At 35.6% G+C, this 2,270-nt stretch carries 2 protein-coding genes; both read right to left on the minus strand.

Going from position 1 to position 2,270, the window contains the following annotated elements; genetic code table 11:
* Positions 1–229: 229 nt before the first annotated feature.
* Positions 230–1,891, minus strand: coding sequence for a hypothetical protein (locus PVA17_RS24635; protein ID WP_274069319.1), 1,662 nt, complete (start codon positions 1,889–1,891; stop codon positions 230–232).
* Between the two features lie 262 nt (positions 1,892–2,153).
* Positions 2,154–2,270 (minus strand): transposase (locus tag PVA17_RS24640; RefSeq protein ID WP_274069320.1); only part of this gene is annotated, 117 nt, incomplete at its 5' end.

Consider the following 2,270-nt stretch of genomic DNA (forward strand, 5'->3'; position numbering starts at 1 on the left):
TTACTTGTTTCTCGACAATTCAAGTATATATAAATCGGTGAATCTGTGCTTTTTTTATGCATGGAATTGTGTGAATACCCCAACAAATATTATAGAACCTTTCTTCGAAAGAGATAAGAGCATGTTTTGATCAATATATTTTCAAAACATGCTCTTTATATTTGTTCCTACAACGAGGCTGATTTTGATTTTGCTTAATAGTATTGAACCATATCGAGTAAGAAGTTGATTAAAACTTAGAAATATTATTGTATCCTCCAATGATATCCCCAAATCCTTGGTCGATGAGAAGGTTCGCTACCCATTGAAGAATTTCCTGTTTACTTTCCACGAGATATTGTGCTTTTGAGCGAATGAGTTGATCAAATATTTCACTTCGTTCTTCTCCAACAGCTTCCCAAAACTGTTGAGATTTCAGTAAATCTCCTAACGTCAAGAGAGGATAATCAATTCCTTCAAAAGTGAAATCACCATTCACTTGATACCACACATCCCCGTTCTCTCGCAACCATTTTTCTCCGATGTTTTCAATACCCCATCTCATATTTCTGGCTACGTCTAAATAGGATTCTTCTTTTGTTTGTTGATAGGATTCTAGTAAAAAATTCATTTCTCCTAAAGCATGATTTAACGATGTATGTGTCTTCTTTGTCTGCTGGGGAGAATAATAATCGGTCACAAGGTAACCACCTTTTGGCACTTCGATTACGTTTCCGTTTTTCGTCTGATCGACCAAAAAGTCTGCATAAGTGATGGTCGAGGTTTTGAGCTCTTTGATGTCAAGCATGTCCCCTGTTTTTTTTAGAAATAGCGCGACATTCTCGTTATGCCTAGTATCGGTATAGGGAGCTTGGATTCCGTAATCTTTTTTCAACCACGTACTTGTATACTCCGTTTCCCATAACCCTTTTTTATCTCCTTGAAATATAAATAAGTTCGCAACAGAATTTAATAGCAAATCGTAGAAGTATCGCTCCTGTGTGGTTTCATAGTAATTTAATGCTTTTTTATCTTGGACCCTCACTAGGTTTCGCCCATATCCTAATTTTGTTTCAGGTTCGATCGACCATGGGAGTTTTGTATAAGGCCCTTCTGCTGTATACCATTTGTTCATTTCTTTGTATTGTTTAGTACTTTGACTTATCCATTCATTGAGCGCTTCTTCTTTTTTAAACAGAGGCTCTTGTGACACTAACACCCAGTTTTCAGATAAATCATTCCCCTCTGATTGCAGTGGGAGAGTTACAGTAAGGCCATTATCATCATTCATTATTTTCATGTCCTTATTTTCACTCGTCAATTCCCGGACCACACTCTTGTCCCCGTTCTCATAGTTGGTTATCAGTTCTTTCGATATGTAGTTGCGGCTTATCATCATATTGGTCACTAAATTTTCGTGTTCCATTACTTTTAACAGGCCAATAGGGTATGTGGTTGGGTCTACACCGTATACATGATCGTGTTCATGATGAATTTCCTGTCGTTCGAAATCTGTCAAATCATAATTTATATTTCCGCTGATAGGGTACGTTATTGAGGCACTATAACCTTTGCTGCTTTTGTTTTGTAATTGAGTGAAAATGAAGAAATCGCCATTATCGATTTCTCGTACAGTGACCTTAATGGAACCCATGTTTTCCCCATCTTCAAATAAATTATAGACAGTTGATTGATCCGTTGAACGAATATATGATGTATTCGAACTTTTGGTTTTTTGTAGTAGTAAACCATTGGCTTCCAAATGTAATTGTGCGGAGTTTGGTAATTCTAGTGAAACGCTCTCTCTAGGTTCAATTTCTTTATTTTCATTTTCTTTTAATGACCATGAAGTCAAGATCATGACCGTTAACACGAGACATAAAATGCTAATCCAAATTTTTCTTTTAAACAAATTTTCCCTCCAAAATTGTAGCAATTTTTCGTACATAACTAGTTAACATAAATATAATTTTTAGAAATAACTAAAGAACTAACCTATTAGACGAAGGGGTGGCCCTTTTCAGTTTTTACTTGTTATTTAACCTAAGCACTGTTTATTTGTGCGAAAGCGAAACAACAGCAACAAATGATACTCATTTAGACCTTCTGAGATGGAATAATATAGAAAAATAGGTTCTAAGTCAAATGTTGGGGTAGTGTAATCTTTTAGCACGTTAACCCAGATGAACCCCGATATCTTTATACTTTAAATTTAATAAGATTTTTGCTCGAAAGTGATCGAAGCGTCGAAAGCCATATGCATTCCGTTTCATCGCTTTTGTTTTATTATT

Source organism: Lysinibacillus sp. CNPSo 3705 (assembly GCF_028674935.1).
Taxonomy (GTDB): Bacteria; Bacillota; Bacilli; order Bacillales_A; family Planococcaceae; genus Lysinibacillus.